Annotated in this window: 31 protein-coding genes and 1 pseudogene; 26 read left to right on the top strand and 6 right to left on the bottom strand. The window is 67.7% G+C overall.

Annotated features, from left to right (window positions below; all coding sequences use genetic code 11):
* Positions 1 to 319 precede the first annotated feature (319 nt).
* The 7 genes from rpsL (at position 320) to AC5Y5V_RS30235 (ending at position 7,693) form a co-directional block, all read left to right on the top strand.
* Positions 320 to 694 (top strand): 30S ribosomal protein S12, encoded by a 375-nt coding sequence (gene rpsL, locus AC5Y5V_RS30265; RefSeq protein WP_003879423.1) that lies wholly within the window; start codon positions 320 to 322, stop codon positions 692 to 694.
* Positions 694 to 1,164, top strand: a complete 471-nt coding sequence (rpsG, locus tag AC5Y5V_RS30260; RefSeq protein ID WP_066907284.1) for a 30S ribosomal protein S7 — start codon at positions 694 to 696, stop codon at positions 1,162 to 1,164. Before rpsL ends, rpsG begins: the two co-directional genes overlap by 1 nt.
* A 70-nt stretch (positions 1,165 to 1,234) precedes the next feature.
* Positions 1,235 to 3,340, top strand: a complete 2,106-nt coding sequence (gene fusA / locus AC5Y5V_RS30255) for an elongation factor G (RefSeq protein WP_499942644.1) — start codon at positions 1,235 to 1,237, stop codon at positions 3,338 to 3,340.
* Positions 3,341 to 3,439: 99 nt separating this feature from the next.
* Positions 3,440 to 4,630 carry an elongation factor Tu gene (tuf, locus tag AC5Y5V_RS30250; RefSeq protein WP_499909936.1) on the top strand — a complete coding sequence of 397 codons (1,191 nt, stop codon included), beginning with the start codon at positions 3,440 to 3,442 and terminating at the stop codon, positions 4,628 to 4,630.
* Between the two features lie 150 nt (positions 4,631 to 4,780).
* Positions 4,781 to 5,596, top strand: a complete 816-nt coding sequence (locus AC5Y5V_RS30245; protein ID WP_499942643.1) for an SHOCT domain-containing protein — start codon at positions 4,781 to 4,783, stop codon at positions 5,594 to 5,596.
* Between the two features lie 70 nt (positions 5,597 to 5,666).
* A complete protein-coding gene (locus AC5Y5V_RS30240; RefSeq protein ID WP_499942641.1) occupies positions 5,667 to 6,494 on the top strand; it encodes a mycofactocin-coupled SDR family oxidoreductase in 828 nt (275 codons plus the stop codon).
* 14 nt (positions 6,495 to 6,508) lie between these two features.
* Entirely contained in the window at positions 6,509 to 7,693 is a 1,185-nt protein-coding gene (locus tag AC5Y5V_RS30235; protein WP_499942639.1) for an NAD(P)/FAD-dependent oxidoreductase, read from the top strand.
* Between the two features lie 18 nt (positions 7,694 to 7,711).
* Here AC5Y5V_RS30235 and AC5Y5V_RS30230 read toward each other — a convergent pair whose 3' ends face one another.
* The 4 genes from AC5Y5V_RS30230 to mftR all read right to left on the bottom strand — a co-directional run bounded on the left by AC5Y5V_RS30230 (position 7,712) and on the right by mftR (position 11,326).
* Entirely contained in the window at positions 7,712 to 8,971 is a 1,260-nt protein-coding gene (locus AC5Y5V_RS30230; RefSeq protein ID WP_499942638.1) for a VOC family protein, read from the bottom strand.
* Complete coding sequence (locus AC5Y5V_RS30225) at positions 8,968 to 9,489, bottom strand: RNA polymerase sigma factor (RefSeq protein WP_499942636.1); 522 nt, start codon at positions 9,487 to 9,489, stop codon at positions 8,968 to 8,970. The genes AC5Y5V_RS30230 and AC5Y5V_RS30225 overlap by 4 nt, the downstream gene beginning before the upstream one ends.
* A gap of 194 nt (positions 9,490 to 9,683) precedes the next feature.
* Positions 9,684 to 10,733, bottom strand: a complete 1,050-nt coding sequence (locus AC5Y5V_RS30220; protein WP_499942635.1) for a DUF2332 domain-containing protein — start codon at positions 10,731 to 10,733, stop codon at positions 9,684 to 9,686.
* Positions 10,730 to 11,326: a mycofactocin system transcriptional regulator MftR gene (mftR, locus tag AC5Y5V_RS30215; RefSeq protein WP_499942633.1), complete on the bottom strand. Its 597-nt coding sequence runs from the start codon at positions 11,324 to 11,326 to the stop codon at positions 10,730 to 10,732. Before mftR ends, AC5Y5V_RS30220 begins: the two co-directional genes overlap by 4 nt.
* Positions 11,327 to 11,403: 77 nt before the next feature.
* Here mftR and mftA point away from each other — a divergent pair, with 77 nt between their 5' ends.
* The 8 genes from mftA to AC5Y5V_RS30175 all read left to right on the top strand — a co-directional run bounded on the left by mftA (position 11,404) and on the right by AC5Y5V_RS30175 (position 18,678).
* Positions 11,404 to 11,493 carry a mycofactocin precursor MftA gene (gene mftA, locus AC5Y5V_RS30210; RefSeq protein WP_499942632.1) on the top strand — a complete coding sequence of 30 codons (90 nt, stop codon included), beginning with the start codon at positions 11,404 to 11,406 and terminating at the stop codon, positions 11,491 to 11,493.
* Positions 11,478 to 11,801 (top strand): mycofactocin biosynthesis chaperone MftB, encoded by a 324-nt coding sequence (mftB, locus tag AC5Y5V_RS30205; protein ID WP_499942630.1) that lies wholly within the window; start codon positions 11,478 to 11,480, stop codon positions 11,799 to 11,801. The genes mftA and mftB overlap by 16 nt, the downstream gene beginning before the upstream one ends.
* A complete protein-coding gene (mftC, locus tag AC5Y5V_RS30200) occupies positions 11,798 to 12,982 on the top strand; it encodes a mycofactocin radical SAM maturase (protein ID WP_499942629.1) in 1,185 nt (394 codons plus the stop codon). Before mftB ends, mftC begins: the two co-directional genes overlap by 4 nt.
* A gap of 2 nt (positions 12,983 to 12,984) precedes the next feature.
* Positions 12,985 to 14,169: a pre-mycofactocin synthase MftD gene (mftD, locus tag AC5Y5V_RS30195; RefSeq protein ID WP_499942628.1), complete on the top strand. Its 1,185-nt coding sequence runs from the start codon at positions 12,985 to 12,987 to the stop codon at positions 14,167 to 14,169.
* 156 nt (positions 14,170 to 14,325) lie between these two features.
* Entirely contained in the window at positions 14,326 to 15,063 is a 738-nt protein-coding gene (gene mftE / locus AC5Y5V_RS30190) for a mycofactocin biosynthesis peptidyl-dipeptidase MftE (RefSeq protein ID WP_499942648.1), read from the top strand.
* Positions 15,064 to 15,109: 46 nt separating this feature from the next.
* On the top strand, positions 15,110 to 16,522 hold the full coding sequence (mftF, locus tag AC5Y5V_RS30185) for a mycofactocin biosynthesis glycosyltransferase MftF (RefSeq protein WP_499942627.1): 1,413 nt from the start codon (positions 15,110 to 15,112) through the stop codon (positions 16,520 to 16,522).
* A gap of 13 nt (positions 16,523 to 16,535) precedes the next feature.
* Positions 16,536 to 17,951, top strand: coding sequence for a mycofactocin dehydrogenase MftG (mftG, locus tag AC5Y5V_RS30180; protein WP_499942646.1), 1,416 nt, complete (start codon positions 16,536 to 16,538; stop codon positions 17,949 to 17,951).
* A 118-nt stretch (positions 17,952 to 18,069) separates the two neighbouring features.
* Entirely contained in the window at positions 18,070 to 18,678 is a 609-nt protein-coding gene (locus AC5Y5V_RS30175) for a TetR/AcrR family transcriptional regulator (protein ID WP_499942625.1), read from the top strand.
* Here AC5Y5V_RS30175 and AC5Y5V_RS30170 read toward each other — a convergent pair.
* Positions 18,644 to 19,894 carry a cytochrome P450 gene (locus tag AC5Y5V_RS30170; RefSeq protein ID WP_499942624.1) on the bottom strand — a complete coding sequence of 417 codons (1,251 nt, stop codon included), beginning with the start codon at positions 19,892 to 19,894 and terminating at the stop codon, positions 18,644 to 18,646. The two genes, AC5Y5V_RS30175 and AC5Y5V_RS30170, sit on opposite strands and share 35 nt — an antisense overlap.
* Before the next feature lie 410 nt (positions 19,895 to 20,304).
* A pseudogene (locus AC5Y5V_RS30165) lies at positions 20,305 to 20,494 on the bottom strand (hypothetical protein).
* A 167-nt stretch (positions 20,495 to 20,661) separates the two neighbouring features.
* Between AC5Y5V_RS30165 and rpsJ the strand changes: the two are divergent.
* The 11 genes from rpsJ to rpsQ are packed head-to-tail and all read left to right on the top strand — an operon-like array spanning position 20,662 to position 26,226.
* On the top strand, positions 20,662 to 20,967 hold the full coding sequence (gene rpsJ, locus AC5Y5V_RS30160; RefSeq protein ID WP_003873519.1) for a 30S ribosomal protein S10: 306 nt from the start codon (positions 20,662 to 20,664) through the stop codon (positions 20,965 to 20,967).
* 15 nt (positions 20,968 to 20,982) lie between these two features.
* Positions 20,983 to 21,627 (top strand): 50S ribosomal protein L3, encoded by a 645-nt coding sequence (gene rplC / locus AC5Y5V_RS30155; protein WP_499942622.1) that lies wholly within the window; start codon positions 20,983 to 20,985, stop codon positions 21,625 to 21,627.
* On the top strand, positions 21,627 to 22,298 hold the full coding sequence (gene rplD / locus AC5Y5V_RS30150; protein ID WP_499942621.1) for a 50S ribosomal protein L4: 672 nt from the start codon (positions 21,627 to 21,629) through the stop codon (positions 22,296 to 22,298). Before rplC ends, rplD begins: the two co-directional genes overlap by 1 nt.
* Entirely contained in the window at positions 22,298 to 22,600 is a 303-nt protein-coding gene (rplW, locus tag AC5Y5V_RS30145; RefSeq protein WP_499942620.1) for a 50S ribosomal protein L23, read from the top strand. The genes rplD and rplW overlap by 1 nt, the downstream gene beginning before the upstream one ends.
* A 27-nt stretch (positions 22,601 to 22,627) precedes the next feature.
* Positions 22,628 to 23,470: a 50S ribosomal protein L2 gene (rplB, locus tag AC5Y5V_RS30140; protein ID WP_499942618.1), complete on the top strand. Its 843-nt coding sequence runs from the start codon at positions 22,628 to 22,630 to the stop codon at positions 23,468 to 23,470.
* A gap of 24 nt (positions 23,471 to 23,494) precedes the next feature.
* A complete protein-coding gene (rpsS, locus tag AC5Y5V_RS30135) occupies positions 23,495 to 23,776 on the top strand; it encodes a 30S ribosomal protein S19 (RefSeq protein ID WP_135126454.1) in 282 nt (93 codons plus the stop codon).
* On the top strand, positions 23,773 to 24,330 hold the full coding sequence (rplV, locus tag AC5Y5V_RS30130; protein WP_499942617.1) for a 50S ribosomal protein L22: 558 nt from the start codon (positions 23,773 to 23,775) through the stop codon (positions 24,328 to 24,330). Before rpsS ends, rplV begins: the two co-directional genes overlap by 4 nt.
* Positions 24,330 to 25,178 carry a 30S ribosomal protein S3 gene (gene rpsC, locus AC5Y5V_RS30125; protein WP_499942615.1) on the top strand — a complete coding sequence of 283 codons (849 nt, stop codon included), beginning with the start codon at positions 24,330 to 24,332 and terminating at the stop codon, positions 25,176 to 25,178. The genes rplV and rpsC overlap by 1 nt, the downstream gene beginning before the upstream one ends.
* A gap of 3 nt (positions 25,179 to 25,181) precedes the next feature.
* Complete coding sequence (gene rplP, locus AC5Y5V_RS30120) at positions 25,182 to 25,598, top strand: 50S ribosomal protein L16 (protein WP_003873511.1); 417 nt, start codon at positions 25,182 to 25,184, stop codon at positions 25,596 to 25,598.
* On the top strand, positions 25,598 to 25,849 hold the full coding sequence (gene rpmC, locus AC5Y5V_RS30115; protein ID WP_499942614.1) for a 50S ribosomal protein L29: 252 nt from the start codon (positions 25,598 to 25,600) through the stop codon (positions 25,847 to 25,849). Before rplP ends, rpmC begins: the two co-directional genes overlap by 1 nt.
* Positions 25,849 to 26,226 (top strand): 30S ribosomal protein S17, encoded by a 378-nt coding sequence (gene rpsQ, locus AC5Y5V_RS30110; RefSeq protein ID WP_499942612.1) that lies wholly within the window; start codon positions 25,849 to 25,851, stop codon positions 26,224 to 26,226. The genes rpmC and rpsQ overlap by 1 nt, the downstream gene beginning before the upstream one ends.
* Positions 26,227 to 26,270 lie beyond the last annotated feature (44 nt).

The raw sequence follows: 26,270 nt of genomic DNA, 5'->3' as shown, positions 1-26,270 counted from the left end.
CGGTGATCGCGAGCGCGGCGTAGCCGGGCGAAGCGGGTCGGCGCCGTCGAATCAGCGGCGATCGCGAGCGCGGCGTAGCCGGGCGAAGCGGGTCGCCGCCCTCTAACCTAGAGTCGACGGGAGACGGGTGGCCACCGCTTTGACCTGCCAGACCGCTGGCGGGTATTGTGGTAGCTCGTGCCTGGCGGCTTGCGGCGCCTGACGTAAGGGCGTAAATGCCGGGCCAATTCGCATGTCCACGATGCAACGGAAAAATCCGGGCAGACGCATGCGGCGCGCAGACGTAGATACAACGAGAAACGAAGAAGAAAGCCGGTAGATGCCAACCATTCAGCAGCTGGTCCGCAAGGGTCGTCGGGACAAGATCGGCAAGGTCAAGACCGCGGCTCTGAAGGGCAGCCCGCAGCGCCGTGGTGTTTGCACCCGCGTGTACACCACCACCCCGAAGAAGCCGAACTCGGCGCTTCGCAAGGTTGCGCGTGTGAAGCTGACGAGCCAGGTCGAGGTCACCGCCTACATCCCCGGCGAGGGCCACAACCTGCAGGAGCACTCGATGGTGCTGGTGCGCGGTGGTCGTGTGAAGGACCTGCCCGGCGTGCGGTACAAGATCATCCGCGGTTCGCTCGACACCCAGGGCGTCAAGAACCGCAAGCAGGCTCGTAGCCGCTACGGCGCCAAGAAGGAGAAGAGCTAATGCCGCGCAAGGGGCCCGCACCCAAGCGTCCGCTGGTCAACGACCCGGTCTACGGGTCGCAGCTGGTCACCCAGTTGGTGAATAAAGTTCTGCTCAAGGGGAAGAAATCGCTGGCCGAGCGCATTGTGTATGGAGCGCTCGAAAACGCCCGGGAGAAGACCGGCACCGACCCGGTGATCACTCTCAAGCGTGCCCTGGACAACGTCAAGCCGGCCCTCGAGGTGCGCAGCCGCCGCGTCGGTGGTGCGACCTACCAGGTGCCCGTCGAGGTGCGTCCGGACCGGTCGACCACGCTGGCGCTGCGCTGGCTGGTCAGCTTCTCGCGGCAACGTCGGGAAAAGACCATGATCGAGCGGCTGGCGAACGAGATCCTGGATGCCAGCAACGGCCTCGGGGCCTCCGTCAAGCGGCGCGAGGACACCCACAAGATGGCCGAGGCCAACCGCGCCTTCGCGCACTATCGCTGGTGACAAGCCACCGGTGAAGCCGGGGCGCGACCGTTAGCGAACTACCAAGCAACGAAAGAGTGGGAAGACTTCTGTGGCACAGAAGGACGTGCTGACCGACCTCACCAAGGTCCGCAATATCGGCATCATGGCGCACATCGACGCCGGCAAGACCACGACGACTGAGCGCATCCTCTACTACACCGGCATCAGCTACAAGATCGGTGAGGTGCACGACGGCGCCGCCACCATGGACTGGATGGAGCAGGAGCAGGAGCGGGGGATCACCATCACCTCCGCGGCCACCACCTGCTTCTGGAACGACAACCAGATCAACATCATCGACACCCCCGGCCACGTCGACTTCACCGTCGAGGTGGAGCGCAGCCTGCGCGTCCTGGACGGCGCCGTTGCCGTGTTCGACGGCAAGGAAGGTGTCGAGCCGCAGTCCGAGCAGGTCTGGCGGCAGGCCGACAAGTACGACGTACCGCGCATCTGCTTCGTCAACAAAATGGACAAGATCGGCGCCGACTTCTACTTCTCCGTGCGGACGATGGAGGAGCGGCTGGGCGCCAACGTCATCCCGATCCAGCTGCCCGTCGGCTCCGAGGGTGACTTCGAGGGCGTCGTCGACCTGGTCGAGATGAAGGCCAAGGTATGGCGCGGCGAGACCAAGCTGGGCGAGACCTACGAGACCATCGATATCCCCGCGGAGCTGCAGGAGAAGGCCGACGAGTACCGCACCAAGCTGGTCGAGGCCGTCGCCGAGACCGACGAGGAGCTGCTGGAGAAGTACCTCGGCGGCGAGGAGCTCACGGTCGCCGAGATCAAGGGCGCGATCCGCAAGCTGACCATCAGCTCGGAGGCGTACCCGGTGCTGTGCGGCAGCGCGTTCAAGAACAAGGGCGTGCAGCCCATGCTCGACGCCGTCATCGACTACCTGCCGTCGCCGCTGGACGTGCCGCCGGCCATCGGCCACCCGCCCGGCAAGGAGGACGAGGAGATCGTCCGCAAGCCGTCGACCGACGAGCCGTTCTCGGCGCTCGCGTTCAAGGTGGCGTCGCACCCGTTCTTCGGCAAGCTCACCTACGTCCGGGTGTACTCGGGCAAGGTCGACTCCGGCAGCCAGGTCATCAACGCGACCAAGGGCAAGAAGGAGCGTCTGGGCAAGCTGTTCCAGATGCACTCCAACAAGGAGAACCCGGTGGAGACCGCATCGGCGGGTCACATCTACGCCGTGATCGGCCTGAAGGACACCACCACCGGCGACACGCTGGCCGACCCGAACAACCAGATCGTGCTGGAGTCGATGACCTTCCCCGACCCGGTGATCGAGGTGGCCATCGAGCCCAAGACCAAGAGCGACCAGGAGAAGCTGAGCCTGTCGATCCAGAAGCTCGCCGAGGAGGACCCCACCTTCAAGGTGCACCAGGACGCCGAGACCGGCCAGACCGTGATCGGCGGCATGGGCGAGCTGCACCTGGACATCCTGGTGGACCGCATGCGCCGCGAGTTCAAGGTCGAAGCCAACGTCGGCAAGCCGCAGGTCGCCTACAAGGAGACGATCAAGCGGATGGTCGAGAAGGTCGAGTTCACACACAAGAAGCAGACCGGTGGTTCCGGCCAGTTCGCCAAGGTGCTGATCAGCATCGAGCCGTTCACCAGCGAGGACGGCGCCACCTACGAGTTCGAGAGCAAAGTCACCGGTGGGCGCATTCCGCGCGAGTACATCCCGTCGGTGGACGCCGGTGCCCAGGACGCGATGCAGTACGGCGTGCTGGCCGGCTACCCGTTGGTGAACCTGAAGGTAACCCTGCTCGACGGCGCGTTCCACGAGGTCGACTCGTCCGAGATGGCCTTCAAGATCGCCGGTTCACAGGTGCTGAAAAAGGCGGCGCAGCAGGCGCAGCCGGTGATCCTGGAACCGATCATGGCCGTCGAGGTCACTACACCCGAGGACTACATGGGTGATGTGATCGGCGACCTGAACTCCCGCCGTGGCCAGATCCAGGCCATGGAGGAGCGGGCGGGTGCGCGCGTCGTAAGGGCGCACGTGCCGCTGTCGGAGATGTTCGGCTACGTCGGCGACCTGCGGTCTAAGACTCAAGGCCGGGCTAACTACTCCATGGTGTTCGACTCGTACGCCGAAGTGCCGGCGAACGTGTCGAAGGAGATCATCGCCAAGGCGACGGGCGAGTGAATTTCGACAGGGAGTAACCTGACCCGGTTACAACCGCGGCAAATCCAAGAAAAATCAACACTGCTTTTTTAAGCACCAACAGTCCAGGAGGACACAGAAGTGGCGAAGGCGAAGTTCCAGCGGACCAAGCCCCACGTCAACATCGGGACCATCGGTCACGTTGACCACGGCAAGACCACCCTGACCGCGGCTATCACCAAGGTCCTGCACGACAAGTTTCCGGACCTGAACGAGTCCAAGGCGTTCGACCAGATCGACAACGCTCCCGAGGAGCGTCAGCGCGGTATCACGATCAACATCGCGCACGTCGAGTACCAGACCGACAAGCGCCACTACGCGCACGTCGACGCCCCGGGCCACGCCGACTACATCAAGAACATGATCACCGGTGCCGCCCAGATGGACGGCGCGATCCTGGTGGTCGCCGCTACGGACGGCCCCATGCCGCAGACCCGCGAGCACGTGCTGCTGGCCCGTCAGGTGGGCGTGCCCTACATCCTGGTGGCGCTGAACAAGGCCGACGCCGTCGACGACGAGGAGCTGTTGGAGCTCGTCGAGATGGAGGTCCGCGAGCTGCTGGCCGCCCAAGAGTTCGACGAGGAGGCCCCGGTCATCCGGGTCTCGGCGCTCAAGGCGCTCGAGGGCGACGCCAAGTGGGTGGAGTCCGTCGAGGAGCTGATGAACGCCGTCGACGAGTCGATCCCGGACCCGGTCCGCGAGACCGACAAGCCGTTCCTGATGCCCGTCGAGGACGTCTTCACCATTACCGGCCGCGGCACCGTGGTCACCGGTCGTGTGGAGCGCGGCGTGGTCAACGTGAACGAGGAAGTCGAGATCGTCGGCATCCGTCCGACCACCACCAAGACCACGGTCACCGGTGTGGAGATGTTCCGCAAGCTGCTCGACCAGGGGCAGGCCGGTGACAACGTCGGTCTGCTGCTGCGTGGTGTCAAGCGTGAGGACGTCGAGCGTGGCCAGGTCGTCATCAAGCCCGGCACCACCACGCCGCACACCGAGTTCGAGGGCCAGGTCTACATCCTGTCCAAGGACGAGGGTGGCCGGCACACGCCGTTCTTCAACAACTACCGTCCGCAGTTCTACTTCCGCACCACCGACGTGACCGGTGTGGTGACGCTGCCGGAGGGTACGGAGATGGTGATGCCCGGTGACAACACCGTCATCTCGGTCAAGTTGATCCAGCCCGTCGCCATGGACGAGGGTCTGCGGTTCGCCATCCGTGAGGGTGGCCGCACCGTCGGCGCCGGCCGGGTTACCAAGATCATCAAGTAGCGTTTCTTCCGCGAACAGACGCAAAAGCACCCGCACGCATGGCGTGTCGGGTGCTTTTGCGTCTGTTCGGCAGTTTGCCAAACCTGGGATCGGTAGCGGTGACGCAGCGCTAATCTGACACGACCTACCGGCGGAAGTGAGGAGCGATACGTGTTGGGGCGCTATATCAAGGCTCAGTTGCTGGTTTTGCTGTGCGGCGGGTTGGTCGGCCCGATCTTTCTGGTCGTCTACTTCGCTACGGGCCAGGATGAGATCCTGCAGTGGATGCTCTACGCGGGCGGGCTCGTCACCGTGCTCGACGTGGTGATCGCGATCTGGCTGGCCAACTTCGGCAAGAACGCGGCCATCCGGTCGGCCGAACTCGAGCAGCACGGGGTGCTGGCGCTGGCCCAGATCACCGGAATGCGCGAGACCGGTACCCGCATCAACGAGCAGCCGGTGGTGAACCTGAACCTGCATATTGCCGGTCCGGGCCTGGTGCCGTTCGACGCCCAGGACCGGGTGATCTTCAACGTCACGCGGATGGGCAACCTCAACGCGCGCAAGGTCGTCGTATTGGTCAATCCGACCACGCAGCAGTTCCAGATCGACTGGGAGCGCAGCGCTTTGGTCAACGGACTGATGCCCGCCCAGTTCACCTCGCAGAAGCTGGGCAAAACCGTCGACCTCACCGGGCAGGCCGGTCCGCTGATGGAGATCCTGCAGATCCTCAAGGCCAACAACGTCGCGTTGAGCAGCACGCTCGACATCCGGTCCAATCCGGGGCTGGCGGCGCAGATCCAGGCGGTGGTGGACCGGGCCTTCGACGGGCAGGCAGGGCAGGCGCAGGGCGCGCCGACGCCCGCGGCGGCCCCGCAGGTCTCGATCGCCGAGCGGCTGCAGCAACTCGAGACGTTGCGCGCCACCGGTGCCCTGAACGACCAGGAGTACAACGCCCAACGCGCCCAGATCATCTCCGAGATCTAGCGTCCCCCTGCGCTCGGCAGAGCCCGGCCCCAACTAGAACACGTTTCAATTTCGCTGCTAGCCTGTCTGGGTGACTGGACAGGCTGGATCACTGCAAGGCCGGGTTGCGTTCATCACCGGCGCCGCCCGCGCCCAGGGCCGGTCGCACGCGGTGCGGCTGGCCCGCGAGGGCGCCGACATCATCGCCCTCGATATCTGCGCGCCGGTATCCGACACCCTGACGTACACGCCGGCCACCCCGGAAGACCTCAACGAGACCGTCCGCCTGGTGGAGGCCGAGGGACGCAAGGTGCTCGCCCGCGAGGCCGACATCCGCGACGACGCCGCCCTGCGGCAACTGGTCGCCGACGGCGTCGAGCAACTCGGCCGGCTCGACATCCTGGTGGCCAACGCCGGGGTGCTGGGCTGGGGGCGGGTTTGGGAACTCACCGACGAGCAGTGGGACACCGTCATCGGCGTGAACCTGACCGGCACCTGGCGCACCCTGCGCGCCACGATCCCCGCGATGATCGACGCCGGCAACGGTGGGTCGATCGTGGTGGTCAGCTCGTCGGCGGGCCTGAAGGCGACACCGGGCAACGGGCACTATGCGGCCAGCAAGCATGGGCTCACCGCGCTGACCAACACGTTGGCGATCGAGCTCGGCGAATACGGCATCCGGGTCAACTCCATCCACCCGTACTCGGTCGACACCCCGATGATCGAGCCGGAGGCGATGATGGAGATCTTTGCCAAGCATCCCCGGTTCGTGCACAGTTTCCCGCCAATGCCGATGCAGTACAAGGGCTTCATGACGGCCGACGAGGTCGCCGACGTCGTCGCCTGGTTGGCCGGCGACGGCTCGGGCACGTTGTCGGGCACGCAGATCCCGGTGGATAAGGGTGCCCTAAAGTACTGATCGGCCGTCGTGCTATGAACTCCAACGTGACCAATAACGGAATCGTGATCGTCGGCGGGGGTCTTGGCGCCGCCCGCACCGCCGAGCAATTGCGCCGTGCGGAGTATCCCGGGCCCGTCACGATCGTCAGCGACGAGGTGCATCTCCCGTACGACCGGCCGCCACTCTCCAAGGAGGTGCTGCGCAGCGAGGTCGACGACACCTTCCTCAAGCCGCGCGAGTGGTACGACGAGAAGGACATCACCCTGCGGCTGGGCTCGGCGGCCACCGCGCTGGACACGGAAGCGCAAACGGTGACGCTGGCCGACGGATCCGTGCTCGGCTACGACGAGCTCGTCATTACCACCGGCCTGGTGCCGCGGCGCATCCCGTCGTTCCCCGACCTCGAGGGCATTCGGGTGCTCCGGTCGTTCGACGAGAGCATGGCGCTGCGCACCCACGCCTTAGCCGCGAAGCGGGCCGTGGTCGTCGGCGCCGGGTTCATCGGCTGCGAGGTGGCGGCCAGCCTGCGCAGCCTGGGCGTGGACGTGGTGCTGGTGGAGCCCCAGCCGCAACCGCTGGCGACCGTGCTGGGCGAGCAGATTGGCGAGCTGGTGACGCGGCTGCATCGCGCCGAGGGCGTGGACGTCCGGCTTGGCCTCGGGGTGTCCGAGGTCCGCGGCGACGGCCACGTCGACACGGTGGTGCTGAGCGACGGCAGCGAGGTGCCGGCCGACCTGGTGGTCGTCGGCATCGGGTCGCGGCCGGCAACCGAGTGGCTGGACGGCAGCGGCGTGCGGGTCGACAACGGCGTGATCTGCGACGAAGCCGGACGCACCAGTGCGCCCCACGTGTGGGCGCTGGGCGACGTCGCGTCCTGGCGTGATCCGACGGGACACCAAGCGCGCGTTGAACATTGGAGCAACGTGGCCGACCAGGCCCGCGTCGTGGTGCCGGCGATGCTGGGCCAGGACGTGCCGTCGGTCGTCGTCGTCCCGTACTTCTGGAGCGATCAGTACGACGTCAAAATCCAGTGCCTGGGCGAGCCGGAGGCCACCGACATCGTGCACCTGGTCGAGGACGACGGCCGCAAGTTCCTGGCCTATTACGAGCGCGACGGCGTGCTGGTCGGCGTGGTCGGCGGCGGACTGCCGGGCAAGGTGATGAAGATCCGCGGCAAGATCGCCGCCGCCACACCGATTTCGGAGGTGCTCGGCTAGCCCGTCTGCTCGCGCAACCTAGAACTGGCCCAGGTAGAAGCGGACGCCCTGGTCGTCAGTGCACTCGGCGCTCAGGCCGTACGGCTGCCGGGACGGTTCGGCCAGCACGGTGCCACCGGCCTCGCGGACCCGCGCGACCGCGGCGTCGATGTCCGCGACGGTCCACATCGGCACCGTCACCGAGCCGGAGCCGCCGCCGGCGGCGCCGGCCATCGGGTGGGTGGCCTGCACCTGCCAACCGTCAGCTACCCGGCCGGGCTCGAAAGTCCATCCAAACACCCGGCCGTAGAAGTCGCGGAACACCGCCGAGTCGGGCACTTCGTAGGTGACATACGAGACCTCACCCGGCCCGGATCCGTTGAGCTGCGGGCGTTTCTGGCCGTCGGCCGGCTTGTAGACCGCGAATGCCGCACCCTGCGGGTCGGTGGCATCGAGCAGGGTGCCGAAGTCCCTTTCCTCGATCTCGCCCGGCGCGCCGCCCGCGGCGGCGATCGCGTCCCGCGTGGCGTGGACGTCGTCGACCGCGTAGCAGCAGAACAGGGTCGCGGCGCCGTCTGACGCCGAAATGCCGGTCGGCAGATCGGTATTCGTCACTTGATGGGACTCACGGTCGTAGGTCCAGCCCAGCACATGCCCGTAGAAGGCGGCTGCCCGGTCGGCGTCGGGTACCCACACCGACACGTAACCGATGTCACCGTGCCGAATGGGTTCGCGCACTGGGCCACTGAGCATCCAGCGATGGCCGAAGGGATCGACGATCGCCGCGTTGCGGGCACCGTACCCCTCGTAGCTCTCCCGCACGACGGTGGCGCCCTGCTCCCGCACGCGCCGCAACGCCGCATCGGTGTCGGCGACGTGCAACATCAGGCTGACCGAGACCGCCTCCGGTGCAGGCGCTTTCAGGCCGAGCTCCGGATACTCGTCGGCGAGGTACAGCACGCCGTCGCCGATCGCGATCTCCGCGTGCCCAATTCGCCCGTCGTCCATGACGATTGGCTCGCCGACCACGACGGCACCGAACGCGTCGGTGTACCAGGACAGCGCCGCGCGCGCGTCGGCCACGCAGAGATAGGGCAGTGCGGCGGGGCGCGGGGCTGCAGCGGCGGCTGCAGGCTCGGACAATTCGGAAAGGGCTGTGGCCGTGCCACTCATGAGAACTCCTTCGGGTAGTGACAGTGCGGATTCCAGACGCCGGCGCAGTCGCGCGGCGAAGGCCGCATCGGGTTGGACCGGAAGGTCATCGGTGTGCAGCACGCTGAGCGGATCGTGCTGGCTCATGACGTGCCTCCTTCCGGATACTCACTTCGGAACGCCTTCTTGGCGCGGACCAGCAGCGCCTCGGTGGCGTGCACGGTGCGCCCGATCAGCTGGGCGCATTCGCCGACGCTGCAGTCGTCCATGTAGCGCAGAACCAGGACCGCGCGGTGCGGCTCGCTCAGCCGGGCCAGCACGCTCTCGGCGACCAGGCGATCGAGCTCCGCGTCCCAGTCGTCGATAGCGTCCTCCGGCGGATCGGCGACGGGCAGCGGGTCATGCCGACGCCGATAGTGATCCGCCAGTTTGTGCCGCGCCACCCCCAGCAGCCACGGCACCGCGATCGGCGGTGGATCAGGCTTCCGCGCCGCGTCGCGAGCTGTTTGGAAGGCGGCCAGAAACGTCTCCGACGTCAGATCCTCGGCCGTACCGCGGTCCGGACACCGCCGGACGAAGTACCCGTACACCACCGGCAACGCGTCGTCGTACAACTCGAGCAGCGCACGTCGAGCGTCGCGATGGCGGTCCGGTTGGGCGCTCACATTCCTATCGTCGCCGCGGCTGCCCGAAATCCAACGCTCCAGCGTCGATTTATTTCACGGGGTGGGACTGGATTCGCATAAGCCATCAATCGTGCGCTCTCTTGGTGCGTCGACTGTGGGGGTTATGGACGGCAAGGGGGCCGTGCACAAGCCCCACACTCGTGTGGCGGGGGAGGGGCCTGCGGGCCAGACGTCTACTGCCAGTGCACCGGCGGTCCGTGCGGGTGACATGCTGCCAGCACTCGCAGCTCGCCGCCCGGCCACAGGCGCGCGCGCACCAGGAACTTCAGCGCGGCCCCGTCGCGTGCGGGCTCGAGGGTCAGGTGCGCGAACGGCGACCGGGCGTCGGCGCGGGCGCCGAGCGCGTCGACCCCCGAGCGCACCGCCGCACGCTCGGCGTCGGACAGATATTGCCAGGTGATCGAGTGCCACAGCACCGTCAGCGCGCCATCGATCAGCGTCAGCCCGGCCACCGCGTCGCCGGCGGACGCGCGCTGCAACCGCGCCGGAACACCGCGCGCGACGGCGATGGCGCCGCGCAACCGTTCCAGCCGCGCGCTCTGATCGGGCCAGACGTAGCTCAGCAGCGCCAGCTCGCCCGCCGACCCATCGACGCCCGCGACGTCGATGGGCGCGATGTCATACCCGTGCCGCTCGACGATCGAAAGCGCGCCCGACGGCGGCAGCGCGCCGTGCCACGCGTCGTCGACGACCACCGGTGAGTCGGCCGGTCCCCATTGCCCGCCGGCGTAGCGGTATTGGTAGTGGTCGGCCCGCAGGTTCAGCCCCGCGCTGGAGCCGATCTCGAAAAGCCTTACGGGCCAGCCGGACCCGGCTTGTAGGCGCAGCAGCCCGCCGACCAGCACGGCCGAGCGGCCGACCTCGTTGGTCTGCGGCGGACTGCCCAGCGCGGCGCGCAGCACGTCGGCGCTCTCGGTCGCGACGCGCACGATCTCCGGCCAGGCGGCAGAGGCGTCCCAGCGCCCGCCGGTGCTCGGATACCAGCGGCGCAGCGTCGGCGCCCCGCCGTCGAGCACCATCCGGTGTAGGCCGCCGAGCAGCCGCAGCGGCACGGCCTCTCGCGACGGGGCTTCTTCGTAACCGGACAGAATGGTCGCGAATACCCCGCCGGCTTCGACGTCGCCGGCCACCCGCTCGAACAGCTCGTGGTACATCGGCGAGCCGGATCCGGCGCAGAACCGGCCCTGTGACCGCAGGGTGTGCAACAGGTGCTCGGCGGTCACGGCTCGAGTCCGTTCAGTCCGGCGCCGACGACGTCGAACGCGTTGCCCAGGGCCTCGGGCAGCGTGACGGACTCGTCGCGCAGCCAATGCTCGTACGCGCTCAGCGCCACGCCCAGCATCGTCCAGGCGACGGTCTGCGGCACCAGGTCGGTGGTCTTGGCGTCGAGCCGGTCGGCGACGAACCCGGCGATGACCTCGCGCCAGCCCGCGTACATCGTCAGCGAATAGGATTGCAGCTCTTCGGTTTGCAGGATGACGCGCATGCGCTGGCGGTGCCGGGCGGACTCGGACTTGTCGAAGGTGTTGAACGCCAACAGCGCGGTCCGCAGCGCGTCACCGAGGCGAACGGTCCGGTCGACGTTGTCGAGCAGGTCCCGCAGGTGCGCGAGGTGCGTGTCGAAGTCGCCCCAGGGGATCGCGTTCTTCGAGGCGTAGTAGCGGAACAGGGTGCGACGGGCGATGCCGGCGGCCTGGGCGACGTCGTCCACGCTCACCTCGGCAAACCCCCGCGCGGCGAACAGGTCGATGCCGACGTCGCTGATGTGGTTCGGTGTCGTCGAGCGGCGCCGACCCAACCGTGACTCCGGCAACATCAGACCCCGCCCTTCCGTTTAGGCACTCGATGCCATATTCTGGCACGACTGTGACCCCCGCCACGAGAGGCTATTAAATGGAGCGCGAAAACGAGACCGAGACCGAACTCGTCACCGAGACGCTGGTCGAAGAGGTGTCCATCGACGGAATGTGCGGGGTTTACTGACCGTGCCTGCGCCCGCGCGGGCCGAAACGAGCGTCTTCGACCCCGAGCGCGGTTGGCGGTTGCACCCTCAGGTGGCGGTTCGGCCGGAGCCGTTTGGCGCGTTGCTCTACCACTTCGGCACGCGCAAGCTCTCGTTTCTGAAAAACCGCACCGTGCTCACCGTGGTGCGGTCGTTGGCCGACCACCCCGACGCACGGTCCGCCTGCCGTGCCGCGGGTGTCGACGATCCCGGCCAGGGGCCCTACCTGCACGCGCTGGGAGTGCTGGCCGACTCCAACATGCTGGTGCCACAGGAGGAGCAGACATGAGTGCCCCAACAGCACGAGTACCGAGGCTTATCGAGCAGTTCGAGCGCGGCCTCGACGCGCCCATCTGCCTGACCTGGGAGCTCACCTACGCCTGCAATCTCGCATGCGTGCACTGCCTTTCGTCGTCGGGCAAGCGTGATCCGCGCGAGCTGTCCACCCGTCAGTGCATGGACATCATCGACGAGCTGGAACGCATGCAGGTGTTCTACGTGAACATCGGCGGGGGGGAACCCACCGTGCGTCCGGACTTCTGGGAATTGGTGGACTACGCCACCGCGCATCACGTCGGCGTGAAGTTCTCCACCAACGGGGTGCGCATCACGCCCGAGGTGGCCGCGCGCCTGGCCGCCAGCGACTACGTCGACGTCCAGATCTCGCTGGACGGGGCCACCGCCGAGGTCAACGACGCCGTCCGCGGCACCGGATCGTTCGACATGGCGGTGCGGGCGCTGGAAAACCTTGCCGCGGCCGGTTTCCGCGACGCGAAGATCTCCGTCGTGGTCACCCGGCACAACGTCGGCCAGCTCGACGATTTCGCCGCGCTGGCGAGCCGGTACGGCGCCACGCTGCGGATCACCCGGCTGCGGCCATCGGGTCGCGGCGCCGACGTGTGGGAAGACCTGCATCCCACCGCGGAGCAGCAGGTCGCGCTGTACGACTGGCTGGTCGCCAAGGGCGAAGGGGTGCTCACCGGCGACTCCTTCTTCCACCTGGCGCCGCTCGGCGAGTCCGGCGCGCTGGCCGGCCTGAACATGTGCGGAGCCGGCCGAGTGGTGTGCCTGATCGACCCGGTGGGCGACGTGTACGCCTGCCCGTTCGCCATCCATGACCGGTTCCTGGCCGGAAACGTGTTGACGGACTCGGGTTTTGACAACGTCTGGAAGAACGCGCCGCTGTTCCGCGAGCTGCGTGAGCCCCAGTCCGCGGGGGCCTGCGGCAGCTGCGGGCACTACGACGCCTGCCGGGGTGGCTGCATGGCGGCGAAATTCTTCACCGGCCTGCCGCTGGACGGGCCGGACCCCGAATGCGTGCAGGGCCACGGCGCGCCTGCGCTGGCGCTGCAACGCCAGACCCCGCGGCCTCGCGCCGACCACTCCCGCGGGCAGCGCATCCGCGAGCCGATTCCCCTGACCCTCTCCAGGCGTCCACCCGCGCGCCTCTGCAACGAAAGCCCCGTGTAACCGTGGCCGATCAATGGTTCGAAACCGTCGCCATCGCCCAGCAGCGTGCTAAGCGGCGATTGCCCAAATCGGTGTACTCCTCTCTGGTCTCGGCCAGCGAAAAGGGCGTCACGGTCACCGACAACGTCGAGGCGTTCGCCGAACTCGGCTTCGCGCCACACGTCATCGGGGTGTCGGAAAAGCGCGACCTGTCCACCACCGTTATGGGGCAGGAGATTTCGCTTCCGGTCTTGATCTCGCCGACCGGTGTGCAGGCGGTGGATCCGGACGGCGAGGTCGCGGTGGCGCGGGCGGCCGCCGCGCGGGGCACCGCGATGGGGCTGTCCTCGTTCGCCAGCAAGCCGATCGAAGAGGTCATCGCCGCCAACCCCAAGCTGTTCTTCCAGGTGTATTGGCTCGGCGGCCGCGACGCCATCGCCGAACGGGTCGAGCGGGCGCGCCAGGCCGGCGCCGCCGGGCTGATCGTCACCACCGACTGGTCGTTCTCGCACGGGCGCGACTGGGGTAGCCCCAAGATTCCCGAGCAGATGGATCTGCGGACAATGCTGCGGATGGCTCCGGAGGCCATCACCAAGCCGCGCTGGCTGTGGAAGTTCGGCAAGACGCTGCACGCGCCGGAGCTGCGGGTGCCCAACCAGGGGCGCCGTGGTGAGCCGGGGCCGCCGTTCTTCGCCGCCTACGGGGAGTGGATGGGCACGCCGCCGCCGACCTGGGAGGACATCGCCTGGCTGCGCGAGCTGTGGGGCGGCCCGTTCATGCTCAAGGGCGTGATGCGGGTCGACGACGCCAAAAAGGCCGTGGATGCGGGTGTTTCCGCGATCTCGGTGTCCAATCACGGCGGCAACAACCTGGACGGCACGCCTGCCTCGATCCGCGCGCTGCCCGCGGTCGTAGAGGCAGTCGGCGACCAGGTCGAGGTGCTGCTGGACGGGGGTATTCGGCGGGGCAGCGACGTCGTCAAGGCCGTGGCGCTGGGCGCGCGGGCGGTCATGATCGGCCGGGCGTACCTGTGGGGCCTGGCCGCCGCCGGCCAGCCCGGCGTCGAGAACGTGCTCGACATCCTGCGCGGGGGCATCGACTCGGCGTTGATGGGTCTGGGGCACGCCTCTATCCACGACCTGCGGCCCGACGACATTCTGATGCCGGAGGGATTCACCCGGGCGCTCGGCGTGACCCGCGATTCCTAGGCGGCAGCGAATAATTCACGTTCCGGACAATTCTGGTGCGGCGCGTGTGTGTGGTACGGACGTGGCAGTCGTGGCGTACGAGTCTCCAAATTCCAGTGCCCGATTGGCGCCCGATAAGAAATTTCGATGGAAGGTTCAACAACCGGTGCACTGCAGGTGAATTCGGCCTACCATCGGCAAGTGCCCTTACTCGGCGAACTCGGCAGTGCAACGTCGAGTCAGCTACCGAGCGACTCGCCGTCACTGCTGATCCCGCTGGGGTCCACTGAACAGCACGGCCCGCACCTGCCTCTGGACACCGACACGCGCATCGCGACGGCGGTCGCCCGAGCGGCCGCGGTTCTCCTCGACGACGGCCGCGAATGGCTGGTGGCGCCGGCCATCGCCTACAGCGCCAGCGGCGAGCATCAGAGTTTCCCCGGGACGATCTCGATCGGAATCGAGGCCCTGTCGACCCTGCTGGTGGAGTACGGCAGGTCGGCCGCCTGCTGGGCGCGCCGCTTGGTGTTCGTCAACGGCCACGGCGGCAATGTCGCTGCGTTGCACCACGCGGTGACCACACTGCGGGCCGAGGGCCGCGACGCCGGCTGGTGCCCCTGCACCGTCGCCGGCGGTGACGCCCACGCGGGTCATACCGAAACTTCCGTGCTGCTGCACCTTTCGCCGGCCGACGTGCTCACCGACCGGTGGCTGGCCGGAAATGACGCGCCGCTGCACGAACTGCTGCCGTCGATGCGCCGGGGCGGGGTCGCGGCGGTGAGCCGGGCCGGGGTACTGGGCGATCCGACGACCGCGACCGCGGCCGAGGGGAGCCGCATCTTCGGCGAGATGGTCGACGGCTGTGCGCGCCGGATCGCCCGTTGGCTGCCCGGACCGGGCGGAATGCTGACATGAGGGCGCCAACGACGATGCAGAGCGGAAGCGACGAGGAGCGGCGCACATGACCGCTACTCGGCTGCCTGACGGGTTTGCCGTTCAGGTTGACCGCCGCGTGCGGGTACTCGGCGACGGCTCGGCGCTGCTGGGCGGCTCACCGACCCGCTTGCTCAAGCTGGCGCCCGCCGCCCAGGACATGCTGTCGGACGGCCGGCTCAAGGTGCGCGACGAGGTCAGCGCGCAGCTGGCCCGCACGCTGCTGGACGCCACCGTGGCCCACCCCCGGCCCGCCAGTGGCCCGTCGCACCACGACGTGACCGTGGTGATACCGGTGCGCGACAACACATCTGGTGTGCGTCGCCTGGTGTCCTCGCTGCGGGGGCTGCGGGTCATCGTGGTGGACGACGGTTCGGCTCGGCCGATCGTGCCCGACGACTTCCTGGGCGCGCACTGCGACGTCGAGGTCCTTCGCCACGACCGCAGCAAGGGGCCCGCGGCCGCGCGCAACACCGGCTTCGCGGCTTCCCGTACCGACTTCGTCGCCTTCATGGACTCCGATGTCTCGCCGCGGCGCGGTTGGCTCGAGGCGTTGCTCGGGCACTTCTGCGATCCCACCGTCGCCCTGGTCGCACCCCGCATCGTCGGCCTGTCGCAGAGCGAGAATCTGGTGGCGCGGTACGAGGCGGTGCACTCGTCGCTGGACCTGGGCCAGCGGGAGGCGCCCGTGCTGCCGCTGAGCACGGTGTCCTACGTTCCCAGCGCCGCGATCATCTGCCGCAGCTCCGCCATCCGCGACGTCGGCGGGTTCGACGAGACGTTGAAGTCCGGCGAGGACGTCGACCTGTGCTGGCGGCTCATCGAGGCCGGCGCCCGGCTGCGCTACGAGCCGATCGCCCTGGTGGCGCACGACCATCGGACCGAATTGAAGGATTGGATCGCCCGCAAGGCGTTCTACGGCGGCTCCGCGGCTCCGCTGTCGGTGCGGCACCCGGACAAGACGGCTCCGCTGGTGATTTCGGGCGGGGCGCTGATGGTCTGGATCCTGATGGCCCTGGGCACCGGCATCGCCCGGCTGGCGTCGTTGGTGGTGGCGTTGCTGACGGGCCGACGGATCGCCAAGGCGATGCGCACGGCCGACACTTCCCTCTGGGATGTGCTGGTGATCGCCACCCGCGGCCTGTGGTCGGCGGCGCTGCAGCTGGCCTCCGCGATCTGTCGGCACTATTGGCCGCTGGCGTTGCTGGCCGCCCTAATTTCGCGGCAGTGCCGCCGCGTGGTGCTGATCGCCGCCATAGTGGACGGGGTGGTGGACTGGCTGCGCCGCAGGGACTCCGTCGGCGAGGATGCCGAACCGATCGGCGTGTTCACCTATTTGCTGCTCAAGCGCGTCGACGACCTGGCGTACGGCAGCGGGTTGTGGACCGGGGTGGTGCGCGAACGCAATATCGGCCCCCTCAAGCCCAAGATCCGCACCTGAACCGCGACTCCGACTGGCCGTGACTCACAGCGATGTGCTGATCATCGGTGCCGGCAGCGCTGGATCAGTTGTCGCCGAACGCCTTTCCGCCGATTCCCGGTGCGCGGTGACGGTCGTGGAGGCGGGGCCGGGACTGGACGACCCGGCGTTGCTGGCCCGGACGACCAACGGGCTGCAACTTCCGATCGGGGCCGGCAGCCCGCTGGTAGCGCGCTACCTGACCACGCTCACCGGGGCGCCGGCTCGTCAGCTGCCCATCGTGCGCGGAGCGACGGTCGGCGGCTCCGGTGCCGTCAACGGCGGGTACTTCTGCCGCGGGTTACCGCAGGACTTCGAGCGCGCCGACGTCCCCGGCTGGGGTTGGAATGACGTCCTCGAGCACTTCCGGGCCATCGAGACCGACCTGGATTTCGACACGCCCGCCCACGGTCGCGGCGGGCCCATCCGGGTCCGTCGCACAGCCGATATGACGGGCGTTACCGAGGCTTTCGTGGCCGCCACCCAGCAGGCGGGTTTCCCGTGGATCGCCGACCTCAACGATGTTGGGCCGCGGCTGCCGTCGGGCGTGGGCGCGGTTCCGCTCAACATCGTCGACGGCGTGCGAACCGGGCCGGGCGCCGGCTACCTGATACCGGCGCTGCGCCGGCCCAATCTGAGGCTGCTGTCGCAAACCCGCGCGCTGCGGCTGCGTTTCGCTGCCGCGACGGTCGTGGGGGTGGACGCTGTCGGCCCAGACGGGCCGGTGGCCCTGACGGCCGACCGAATTGTGCTGTGCGCCGGAGCGATCCAGACTGCACACCTGCTGATGCTCTCGGGCGTAGGCGAATCCGCCACGCTTCGGGCGGCGGACGTCGAAGTCGTTGCGGCACTGCCGGTGGGGGCGCAGTGCAGCGACCACCCGGAATGGGTGCTGCCGACCAATTGGACGGTGGCCGTGGACCGGCCGGTGCTGGAGGTCGTGCTCTCCACCGCCGAAGGCGTCGAAATACGGCCCTATACCGGGGGTTTCGTCGCCATGACCGGTGACGGCACGGCGGGGCATCGGGACTGGCCGCACATCGGGGTGGCGCTGATGCAGCCGCGGTCGCGTGGGCGAATAACCCTGGTTTCCGCCGATCCCGCCGTGCCGCCGCGGATCGAGCACCGCTACGACAGCGAGCCCGCCGACATCGCGCTGCTCCAACAGGGTAGCGAACTGGCCCGTGAGTTATGCGGTGCGTCAACGCATGTCGGCCCGGCGGTGTGGTCGACATCGCAACACCTGTGCGGCAGCGCCCCGATGGGCCCCGTCGTCGACCACCGGTGCCGGGTCCATGGCATCGAAAACCTCTGGGTGATTGACGGTTCCGTCCTGCCGGTGATTCCCAGCCGCGGCCCGCATGCGACCGTCGTCATGCTCGGACACCGCGCGGCGGAATTCGTCACGTAGGCGAAGAGACGTCGAGGTCATCTTGCAGGTAGACGGGTAGTCTTGTGCGAAAACAGGGAGGTGGATCAGCATTACCGGCGGCAGTACCGATCCGCGCCCGGCGCAGTCCCGGGCTCGTTTGCTGGAAGCCGCAGCCACGCTGCTGCGGTCCGGGGGGCCCAGCGCGGTGACCGTCGACGCGGTCACTCGAAGCGCAAATGTAGCAAGGGCCACGCTGTATCGCCATTTCCCGAGCGGCAACGATTTGCTGGCGGCCGCGTTCAACAGCCTGATACCGCCCGCTCCGATGCCTCCCGAGCAGGGCACGTTGCGGGACCGGCTGATCGCGCTGGTGCTGGCCCAGGCCGAATCCGTGGCGCAGGCGCCGGCCGCATTGACGGCGATGGCGTGGCTGTCGCTGGGCCGGGACCTGGAAGAGTTGCCGGAAGCGTCGCACAACCGGACCGCGGACAGCCCTGCGGTGACCACATTGCGTGAACGCCTCGCCCAGCAGTACGCGGCGCCGTTCGACGCCATCTTCGACAGCCCGGAGGCGGCCGAGCTGGGTGAGGTCAACCGATCGCGCGCGATCGCGCTGCTGATCGGCCCGCTGGCGTTGGGCCGGCTGTCCACGCTGCCGGAGTTCGACTACCAGGAGTGCGCGCGGGCGGCCGTCGACGGCTTTCTGCACGTTCAGCGCACGCAGGCCGGGACTACCTCAGCGAGTAACGAATCGGCAAGTGCTTGAGCCCACCGACAAAAGTGGTGGCGGTGAGTTCGGGTGCGCCGTTGAGCTCGATCGACTTGAGCCGGGGCAGCAGCTCGCTGAAGAAGCTGTTGATCTCCATCCGGGCCAGGGCGGCGCCGAGACAGAAGTGCACGCCGTAGCCGAAGGCCAGATGCTTGTTGGGGTCGCGGCCCACGTCGAAGCGGTGCGGTTCGTCGAACACCTCCTCGTCGCGGTTGGCGGAGACGTACGACAGGTACACCGATTCGCCTTTGGCGATGGGCACCCCCCGCACGGTGGTGTCCTCGGTGGCGGTCCGCATGAATTCCTTGACCGGTGTCTCCCAGCGGATCATCTCTTCGACGGCGAGTGGCATCAGGTCCATGTTGTCGGTCAATCGCCTTAGCTGGTCCGGGTTTTCGATCAATGCCCGCAGGCCGCCGGCGATGGTCGCGCTGGTGGTGTCGTGGCCTGCGGTGGCGATGATCACGTAGTACGACGCGGTGTCGATGTCCGACAGCGGTTCGCCGTTGACCCGGGCGTTGGCGATCGCCGAGGCCAGGTCCTCCGTCGGGTCCGCCCGCCGCGCGGCGGTGAGCTCGTTGAAGTAGGCGAAGAAGTCGAGCAGCACTTGCAGTTGCTCATCTGGGGTGGTGCCGCGCTGGAACTCGGTGTCGTCGCCGCCGAAGAGTTCCTGGGTGAGGTTGAGCATTCTGGGGAAGTCCGTTTCGGGCAGGCCCAGCAGCGACAGGATGACGTAGAGCGGGTAGTGCTTGGCGACCTCGGTGACGAAATCGCACTCGGTGCCAGCCTCCAGCATCTTGTCGACGTGGATCTTGGCCAGCTCGTCGACCCTGACCTTCAGCGCCCGCATCGCCTTGGGGCGGAACCAGTCCGCGCCGATCGCGCGCACCACCCGGTGCTGCGGATCGTCCATGTGCACCAGCGTGCGCAACCCCATTCCGGAGTTCAGCAGCTGCTGCGCCATGTCGTCGGCCTCGGCGGCGGCCAGCAGCGGCCGGGGCTCGCTGATGAACAGGTTGTTGGCGCGCTCGATCTCCATCACATCGGCATGTTTGGTGATTGCCCAGAACGGCCGGAAGGGGCGCTGGTCGACGAGCGCCACCGGCGCGTGGGCGCGCAGGTGGGCCATCGCCGCGTGCAGCCGCGGCTCGTCGGTGTAGGCCGTGGGGTCGGCGAAGATCCTGGCCGCCTCGTCGATGATCGGTGCGCTCATGCGTCTGAGTCTCGCGGCTCGCCGAGTGTGACGCCAGCCTCACGTTCGGCGTCGAGTGTGCGGCCGGCTTCACGTTCGGCGGGCCTGAAGCGGCCTATAGGCCTGTTCGTTCCTTGGTCCGTTGCCTGACCGCGGCCCTGCCTTCGGCGAGAGCCGTAAGCCCAGCCGGGTGGCACACCAGCAGCGGCCTGGCTCCGACGGCAGTGATCATGCGGATGACGGGCTGCCATCTCGGGCCAAGGCCGTCGGGTCTGCGTCAGGGCTTCGGGTCTGCGGTCATCGCGAACCCTGCTGCCGAATGCACGCCATCAGCGCAGTTTCGAAGTTTGCAGCGCCGCCGACGGGTGGCGGACGGCCGCGCGGCCACCCCGTGCGGCCCCCGGGCCGCCTGGAACGGCCAATAACCCCTGCTAGGACAGGTGTTGACGCCGACGACAGCGTCCCGGCGGCGGGTCCGGAAAGGCGACCACCCAAGATTTGGCCGAAGCGGTGATCTGAGGCATACTGTTCAGGTTGCCCTGCGCCAGGTTTGCGCCTGGTCGGGCATACGACCAGCGCCCACCACGGGCGCGTCCGGTCACAACCTTGGTGAGCGACCAATTTCGGCCGCGATCCTGGCTGCGTACCGGTGAACCACGACTAGTAAACAGCGGCGCAGTATCCGGCGCGACGCGAACTCGGCCCGGGATAGGCCTGGGTCGAACCGGCGCGCTGGGGGCACGAGGTCCGGAAACGGGCCTCCAATTCGGAGTGAGGGTAGGAGAAGCGTGGCGGGACAGAAGATCCGCATCAGGCTCAAGGCCTACGACCATGAGGCTATTGACGCATCGGCACGCAAGATCGTCGAGACCGTTGTCCGCACGGGTGCCAGCGTCGTAGGGCCGGTGCCGTTGCCGACCGAGAAGAACGTGTATTGCGTCATTCGCTCCCCGCATAAGTACAAGGACTCGCGGGAGCACTTCGAAATGCGCACGCACAAGCGGCTGATCGACATCCTCGACCCGACGCCGAAGACCGTTGACGCCCTCATGCGCATCGATCTGCCGGCCAGCGTCGACGTCAACATTCAGTAGGAGATCGGCGAACTCATGGCAAGAAAAGGCATTCTGGGTACCAAGCTGGGCATGACGCAGGTGTTCGACGAAAACAACCGAGTCGTCCCGGTGACGGTGGTCAAGGCCGGCCCCAATGTGGTGACCCGCATCCGCACCCCGGAGCGCGACGGGTACAGCGCCGTCCAGCTGGCCTACGGCGAGATCAGCCCGCGCAAGGTCAACAAGCCGGTCACCGGCCAGTACGCGGCTGCGGGGGTCAACCCGCGCCGGCACCTGGCCGAGCTGCGGCTGGACGACGCGGCCGAATACGAAGTGGGCCAGGAGCTGACCGCCGAGATCTTCGCCGACGGCACCTACGTCGACGTGACCGGTACCTCCAAGGGCAAGGGCTACGCCGGGACGATGAAGCGGCACGGCTTCCGCGGCCAGGGCGCCAGCCACGGTGCCCAGGCTGTGCACCGCCGGCCGGGTTCCATCGGCGGTTGTGCCACTCCGGCCCGGGTGTTCAAGGGCACCCGGATGTCGGGTCGCATGGGTAGCGACCGCGTGACCGTGCAGAACCTGTTGGTGCACAAGGTCGATTCCGAGAACGGCGTGCTGTTGATCAAGGGTGCGGTCCCCGGCCGCACCGGTGGACTCGTCATGGTCCGCACCGCGATCAAACGAGGTGAGAAGTAATGGCCACCAAGACCCTCAAAATCGACGTCAAGACGCCGGCTGGCAAGACCGACGGCTCAATTGAGCTGCCGGCCGAGCTGTTCGACGTCGAGCCGAACATCGCGCTGATGCACCAGGTCGTCATCGCCCAGCGGGCGGCGGCACGCCAGGGCACGCACTCGACCAAGACTCGTGGCGAGGTCAGCGGCGGTGGCCGTAAGCCCTACCGGCAGAAGGGGACCGGTCGCGCCCGTCAGGGTTCGACGCGGGCGCCGCAGTTCACCGGCGGTGGCGTGGTGCACGGCCCCAAGCCGCGCGACTACAGCCAGCGCACCCCGAAGAAGATGATCGCCGCCGCCCTGCGCGGGGCGTTGTCCGACCGGGCCCGCAACGGACGCATCCACGCGGTCACCGAGCTGGTTTCCGGCCAGACCCCGTCCACCAAGAGCGCCAAGACATTTCTGGCCACGCTCACCGAGCGCAGGCAGGTGCTGGTGGTGATCGGCCGCAGCGACGAGGCCGGGGCCAAGAGCGTGCGCAACCTGCCCGGTGTGCACATCCTGGCGCCGGACCAGCTCAACACCTACGACGTGCTGCGCGCGGACGACCTGGTGTTCAGCGTCGAGGCGCTGAATGCCTACATCGCGGCTAACACAGCCAACGCGGCGTCTCCTGAGGAGGTTTCGGCCTAGTGGCGACCATCGCTGACCCCCGGGACATCATCCTGGCCCCGGTCATTTCGGAGAAGTCCTACGGACTGCTCGACGACAACGTGTACACGTTCGTGGTGCACCCCGATTCCAACAAGACGCAGATCAAGATCGCGATCGAGAAGATCTTCGCCGTCAAGGTGGCATCGGTGAACACTGCGAACCGGCAGGGCAAGCGCAAGCGCACCCGCACCGGTTACGGCAAGCGCAAGAGCACCAAGCGCGCCATCGTCACCCTGGCGCCGGGTAGCAAGCCGATCGACCTGTTCGGAGCACCGGCCTAGCCGGGGAAGAGAAAGACCTGATTAGACATGGCAATTCGGAAGTACAAGCCGACAACTCCCGGTCGTCGTGGCGCCAGCGTGTCCGACTTCGCCGAGATCACCCGGTCCCACCCGGAGAAGTCATTGGTGCGCCCGCTGCACAGCAAGGGCGGTCGTAACGCGCACGGCCGGATCACGACCCGTCACCAGGGCGGTGGCCACAAGCGCGCGTACCGGGTCATCGACTTCCGCCGCAACGACAAAGACGGCGTCAACGCGAAGGTCGCGCACATCGAGTACGACCCCAACCGCACCGCGAATATCGCGCTGCTGCACTTCCTCGACGGCGAAAAGCGCTACATCATTGCGCCGCAGGGACTCTCGCAGGGCGACGTGGTGGAGTCGGGGCCCAACGCCGACATCAAGCCGGGCAATAACCTGCCAATGCGCAACATCCCGGCCGGTACGTTGATCCACGCCGTGGAGCTGCGGCCGGGTGGCGGCGCCAAGCTGGCGCGCTCGGCGGGGTCGAGCATCCAGCTGCTCGGCAAGGAAGGCACCTACGCGTCGCTGCGCATGCCCAGCGGTGAAATCCGCCGCGTCGACGTGCGCTGCCGCGCCACCGTCGGGGTGGTCGGCAACGCCGAGCAGGCAAACATCAACTGGGGCAAGGCCGGCCGTATGCGCTGGAAGGGCAAGCGCCCGTCCGTCCGCGGTGTCGTGATGAACCCGGTCGACCACCCGCACGGCGGTGGTGAGGGCAAGACCTCCGGCGGCCGCCACCCGGTGAGCCCGTGGGGCAAGCCCGAGGGCCGCACCCGCCACCCCAACAAGCAGAGCAACAAGCTCATCGTCCGACGCCGGCGCACCGGCAAGAAGCACGGCCGGTAAAAGGGCCTGGAGGAGAAGCCAACCATGCCACGCAGCCTGAAGAAGGGCCCGTTCGTCGACGACCATCTGCTCAAGAAGGTCGACGTCCAGAACGAGAAGAACAGCAAGCAGGTCATCAAGACCTGGTCGCGCCGGTCGACCATCATCCCGGACTTCATCGGCCACACCTTCGCGGTGCACGACGGACGCAAGCATGTGCCGGTGTTCGTCACCGAGGCCATGGTGGGCCACAAGCTTGGTGAATTCGCTCCGACGCGCACCTTCAAGGGACACATCAAGGACGACCGGAAGAGCAAGAGGCGATGACGACCACTACCGAATATCCGTCGGCGACCGCCAAGGCGCGGTTCGTCCGGGTGTCGCCGCGCAAGGCGCGCCGGGTGATCGACCTGGTCCGTGGCCGCTCGGTGGCGGACGCGCTCGACATCCTGCGCTGGGCGCCGCAGGCCGCCAGTGAGCCGGTGGCCAAGGTGATCGCCAGTGCCGCGGCCAACGCCCAGAACAACGACGGCCTGGACCCGGCGACGTTGGTGGTCGCCACCGTCTACGCCGACGAGGGCCCGACCGCCAAGCGCATCCGTCCGCGCGCCCAGGGGCGTGCGTTCCGGATCCGCCGGCGCACCAGCCACATCACCGTGATCGTCGAGAGCCGGCCGAGTAAGGACCAGCGTTCGGCGAAGTCGTCGCGGGCCCGTCGTGCGGAGGGCAGCAAGGCCGCCGCAAAGGCGCCCGCGAAGAAGGCACCGGCGAAGAAGGCCGAGACCAAGGCTCCCGCCAAGAAGGCGGCCACCAAAGCACCGGCGAAGAAGGCACCCACCAAGGCTTCTGAGGCTTCTGAAGCGAAGGGAGGCTCAGACTAGTGGGCCAGAAGATCAATCCGCACGGCTTCCGGCTGGGCATCACCACGGACTGGAAGTCGCGTTGGTATGCCGACAAGCAGTACGCCGAGTACGTCAAGGAAGACGTCGCGATCCGGCGGCTGCTGTCCACCGGTCTGGAGCGCGCCGGGATCGCCGACGTGGAGATCGAGCGCACCCGCGACCGGGTCCGGGTGGACATCCACACCGCGCGTCCGGGCATCGTCATCGGCCGTCGTGGCACCGAGGCCGACCGGATCCGTGCCGACCTGGAGAAGCTGACCAAGAAGCAGGTTCAGCTCAACATCCTCGAGGTGAAAAACCCGGAGTCGCAAGCACAATTGGTGGCCCAGGGGGTCGCGGAGCAGCTGAGCAACCGCGTGGCGTTCCGTCGTGCGATGCGCAAGGCCATCCAGTCGGCGATGCGCCAGCCCAACGTCAAGGGCATCCGGGTGCAGTGCTCGGGCCGCCTCGGCGGCGCCGAGATGAGCCGCTCGGAGTTCTACCGTGAGGGTCGGGTGCCGCTGCACACACTGCGCGCCGACATCGACTACGGCCTGTATGAGGCCAAGACCACCTTCGGCCGGATCGGCGTGAAGGTGTGGATCTACAAGGGCGACATCGTCGGCGGCAAGCGCGAGCTGGCCGCCGCCGCGCCCGCGGGCGCCGACCGTCCGCGCCGCGAGCGGCCGTCGGGCACCCGTCCGCGCCGCAGTGGCGCCTCGGGCACCACGGCGACCAGCACCGAGGCCGGCCGGGCTGCGGGTGGCGACGACGGAGCCACTCCGACCACCGCGCCCTCCGGAGATGCTGCGTCTGCAGCACTCGAACCGCAGAGCACGGAGAGCTGAATCATGTTGATTCCCCGCAAGGTTAAACACCGCAAGCAGCATCACCCCCGCCAGCGCGGCATCGCCAGCGGCGGCACGGCGGTGAACTTCGGTGACTACGGCATCCAGGCCTTGGAGCACGCCTACGTCACCAACCGGCAGATCGAGTCCGCTCGTATCGCCATCAACCGGCACATCAAGCGTGGCGGCAAGGTATGGATCAACGTCTTCCCCGACCGTCCGCTGACCAAGAAGCCCGCCGAGACCCGGATGGGTTCCGGTAAGGGCTCGCCGGAGTGGTGGGTGGTCAACGTCAAGCCGGGCCGGGTGCTGTTCGAGCTCAGCTACCCGAATGAGCAGACCGCGCGCGCGGCGCTCACCCGTGCGATCCACAAGTTGCCGATCAAGGCGCGCATTGTCACCCGAGAGGATCAGTTCTGATGGCAGTGGGAGTTTCCCCTGGCGAACTGCGTGAGCTCACCGCCGAGGAGCTGACGGAGCGCCTGCGTGAGTCCAAGGAGGAGCTGTTCAACCTGCGCTTCCAGTTGGCGACGGGTCAGCTCAGCAACAACCGCCGGCTTCGCGTCGTGCGTCATGAAATCGCGCGCGTCTACACCGTGCTGCGTGAACGAGAACTGGGTCTGGCCTCGGGCCCGGATGGGCCCGACGGTCCAGAAGGTAAGGAATCGTAATGGCAGAAGCTAAGACTCCGGCCGCATCCAAGGCCGCGCCGGCGAAGAAGGCCGCACCGAAGGACGCCGCCGCGGACGGCGCGTCGAAGGCGAAGGGCCCCAACCACACTCCTCGCAACCCGAAGTCGCGTGGGCGCCGCAAGACCCGCATCGGCTACGTGGTCAGCGACAAGATGCAGAAGACCATCGTGGTCGAGCTGGAAGACCGTATGCGCCACCCGCTGTACGGCAAGATCATCCGGACCACCAAGAAGGTGAAGGCGCACGACGAGAACAGCACCGCCGGCATCGGCGACCGCGTCTCGTTGATGGAGACCCGTCCGATGTCGGCGACCAAGCGCTGGCGGCTGGTCGAGATTCTCGAGAAGGCCAAGTAACCCGCGGTAAACCCCGCGAGCAGACGCAAAAGCCCCCGCACGCC

This window comes from Mycobacterium sp. NGS68 (assembly GCF_059812195.1).
The sequence above is the reverse complement of the archived record's forward strand: the minus strand, read 5'-3'. Positions and strand labels throughout refer to the sequence as shown.

Excerpts from the sequence above, each read along its gene's own strand:
- rplD (WP_499942621.1), top strand. The coding sequence starts at position 21,627 with ATGGCCACCAAGACCCTCAAAATCGACGTCAAGACGCCGGCTGGCAAG.
- rplC (WP_499942622.1), top strand. The coding sequence starts at position 20,983 with ATGGCAAGAAAAGGCATTCTGGGTACCAAGCTGGGCATGACGCAGGTG.
- rpsL (WP_003879423.1), top strand. The coding sequence starts at position 320 with ATGCCAACCATTCAGCAGCTGGTCCGCAAGGGTCGTCGGGACAAGATC.
- rpmC (WP_499942614.1), top strand. The coding sequence starts at position 25,598 with ATGGCAGTGGGAGTTTCCCCTGGCGAACTGCGTGAGCTCACCGCCGAG.
- rpsG (WP_066907284.1), top strand. The coding sequence starts at position 694 with ATGCCGCGCAAGGGGCCCGCACCCAAGCGTCCGCTGGTCAACGACCCG.
- rpsQ (WP_499942612.1), top strand. The coding sequence starts at position 25,849 with ATGGCAGAAGCTAAGACTCCGGCCGCATCCAAGGCCGCGCCGGCGAAG.
- rplB (WP_499942618.1), top strand. The coding sequence starts at position 22,628 with ATGGCAATTCGGAAGTACAAGCCGACAACTCCCGGTCGTCGTGGCGCC.
- rplV (WP_499942617.1), top strand. The coding sequence starts at position 23,773 with ATGACGACCACTACCGAATATCCGTCGGCGACCGCCAAGGCGCGGTTC.
- rplP (WP_003873511.1), top strand. The coding sequence starts at position 25,182 with ATGTTGATTCCCCGCAAGGTTAAACACCGCAAGCAGCATCACCCCCGC.
- mftA (WP_499942632.1), top strand. The coding sequence starts at position 11,404 with ATGGAGCGCGAAAACGAGACCGAGACCGAACTCGTCACCGAGACGCTG.
- mftF (WP_499942627.1), top strand. The coding sequence starts at position 15,110 with ATGACCGCTACTCGGCTGCCTGACGGGTTTGCCGTTCAGGTTGACCGC.
- AC5Y5V_RS30235 (WP_499942639.1), top strand. The coding sequence starts at position 6,509 with ATGAACTCCAACGTGACCAATAACGGAATCGTGATCGTCGGCGGGGGT.
- rpsS (WP_135126454.1), top strand. The coding sequence starts at position 23,495 with ATGCCACGCAGCCTGAAGAAGGGCCCGTTCGTCGACGACCATCTGCTC.
- mftR (WP_499942633.1), bottom strand. The coding sequence starts at position 11,326 with ATGTTGCCGGAGTCACGGTTGGGTCGGCGCCGCTCGACGACACCGAAC.
- AC5Y5V_RS30170 (WP_499942624.1), bottom strand. The coding sequence starts at position 19,894 with ATGAGCGCACCGATCATCGACGAGGCGGCCAGGATCTTCGCCGACCCC.
- AC5Y5V_RS30230 (WP_499942638.1), bottom strand. The coding sequence starts at position 8,971 with ATGAGCCAGCACGATCCGCTCAGCGTGCTGCACACCGATGACCTTCCG.
- mftC (WP_499942629.1), top strand. The coding sequence starts at position 11,798 with ATGAGTGCCCCAACAGCACGAGTACCGAGGCTTATCGAGCAGTTCGAG.